4 protein-coding genes are annotated in these 2,169 nt (G+C 40.1%); all 4 read right to left on the reverse strand.

What is annotated here, in order from left to right:
• On the reverse strand, positions 1 to 225 hold a 225-nt coding region (locus AACY61_RS12780), incomplete at its 3' end, for a hypothetical protein (protein WP_339611969.1).
• Entirely contained in the window at positions 222 to 1,346 is a 1,125-nt protein-coding gene (gene lpxB, locus AACY61_RS12785; RefSeq protein ID WP_339611970.1) for a lipid-A-disaccharide synthase, read from the reverse strand. The genes lpxB and AACY61_RS12780, both read right to left, overlap by 4 nt.
• Positions 1,347 to 1,421: 75 nt before the next feature.
• Entirely contained in the window at positions 1,422 to 1,703 is a 282-nt protein-coding gene (locus AACY61_RS12790) for a hypothetical protein (RefSeq protein ID WP_339611972.1), read from the reverse strand.
• 15 nt (positions 1,704 to 1,718) lie between these two features.
• A partial coding sequence (locus AACY61_RS12795) for a 5'/3'-nucleotidase SurE (protein ID WP_339611971.1) occupies positions 1,719 to 2,169 on the reverse strand: 451 nt, incomplete at its 5' end.

Here is a 2,169-nt window from a genome sequence, read left to right on the forward strand (position 1 = left end):
TTCAACAATATTGTTGATTTTCATTTCTGCAGGTAACTCTTCTCTGGGGGTATCTTCATTGTAAAGCACTACCTCTTTGGATACTTTGGCAGGTTTGGAAACGCTTTCTTTTGGAATGCTCCTGCTTTCGGAATCTAAAGGGATTTTTGAATCGTACTTTTTACGTGAAGCCCCGCAGGAAATCAAAAGAATACTTATAAATAGGCTAAAACCAACCGACTTCATTCCGGATCCTTTTTTAATTGTGCTATAATTAGTTCAGCAGTCTTGGCACTGGCTCCTTTTCCGCCAAGCTTTTGTTCAAGTTCATAATATTCTGAAAACAACTGTTCGCGGTGTTTGTGATTTAAAATCCGGCTAAGTTCCTGTGACAATCTCTTGGTATTAAATTCGTTTTGAATCAATTCTGTAACCGCTTCTCTGTCGAGAATTAGGTTTACTAACGAAATATACTTGAGTTTTATTACCCGTTTGGCTATTTCATAGGAAATCCGGCTTCCTTTATAGCACACTACTTCAGGTACTTTAAATAAAGCAGTTTCCAGAGTTGCCGTACCGGAAGTTACCAGAGCTGCGAAGGAAACACTCAATAAATCATAGGTTTTGTTGAGCAACAGATGTACATTTTCCTGTTTGATAAAGCGGCGATAAAAGGCTTCATCTTGATTGGGCGCTCCGGCAATTACAAACTGATATTGTGAAAAATCAATGACTACGCTGAGCATAACACTGAGCATCACTTTGATTTCCTGTTTCCGGCTACCGGGTAAAAGCGCTATGATGGGCCGTGCATCCAATCCCAAATCTCTTCTGAATTCTTTAGGGTTAATCAGGGGTCTGTTTGATAAGGCGTCAATCAAGGGGTGACCCACAAAGTGTACCGGAAAGTTGTGTTTGCGTTCATAAAAATCCTTTTCAAAGGGCAGGATAACATACATTGCATCCACATCGCGTTTGATGTCTTTGATGCGGTTTTCCTTCCAGGCCCATAGTTGTGGAGAGATGTAATAATGCGTTGGAATGCCTTTGAGTTTAGCCCATTTAGCAATGCGCATATTAAAACCTGGATAGTCGATAAAAATAAGTGCATCGGGTTGGTAGCTTTCAATATCCTGCTTGCAGAGTTTGATGTTTTTTAAAATGGTGCGCAGATTGAGAATTACTTCAATAAACCCCATAAATGCCAGTTCGCGGTAGTGTTTTACTAATACCCCACCCTGTGCTTCCATGAGTTCGCCCCCCCAAAACCGAAAGTCGGCTGCGGGGTCCTTCAACTTGAGTGCTTTCATCAAATTGGAAGCGTGTAAATCTCCTGAGGCCTCTCCGGCAATGATATAATACTTCATACCTATAATTTCCGCGTAGGCGGAAATCTCGTTATTTAAATTTTACTTATTCAATTTATCTCTATCCTGCAAAATTCAAAACTTTGTATATAAAATAACAAGCGCAGCTAAAATGGTGGCCAGTAATACACCCCGCGCCCGGTACAATTGTCTTTTCTTAATGAATAAAAAGAACACTATCAAATTCAAAATGGCTCCTAAAGCAATGAGGTTGCCAATGCTGTCGTTTTCCCTCGCTATTTGAATTGAGGTTTCAAAATCATAATCCAGGAAGAAGAAAATATACAAATACATCCCGGCAAGATTTGCAGCGATTCCAACCAAAAAGCCAATAATTATTTCTTTTTTCACAGTAATAAATTGTTTAACAGTTTAAATTTCCCAGTTGTTGATGTCTTTAATTGCGTGATGAGCGGTCAAGTCAAATTGAACCGGAACAATCGAAATGTACCCATTTTCCAGTGCAGCTTCATCAGTGTCTTCTCCCTGGTCTTCATTGACAAACTCACCGGTGAGCCAGTAATAATCTCTTCCTTGTGGGTTGGTGCGTTTGTCAAACGTTTCTATCCATTGGGCGTTGGCCTGCCGGCAAACTTTGATGCCTTTTATCTCATTTTCTTTCAATTTAGGAATATTCACGTTTAATACCACCCCTTTAGGGAGTCCGTTTTTTAGTGCTTCCAAAGTAATTTTCCGAATGTATTTTGAAGCCGATTTAAAATCAGCATCCCAGGAATAATCCAGTAATGAAAACCCAATGGCGGTAATGCCTTCAATACCGGCTTCCGCGGCAGCACTCATCGTTCCTGAATAAATCACATTG

The organism is uncultured Planktosalinus sp., from assembly GCF_963973675.1.
Lineage (GTDB): Bacteria > Bacteroidota > Bacteroidia > Flavobacteriales > Flavobacteriaceae > Planktosalinus.

Bases quoted from the DNA above. Each gene is read 5' to 3' on its own strand.
- lpxB (WP_339611970.1), bottom strand. From the start codon at position 1,346: ATGAAGTATTATATCATTGCCGGAGAGGCCTCAGGAGATTTACACGCT.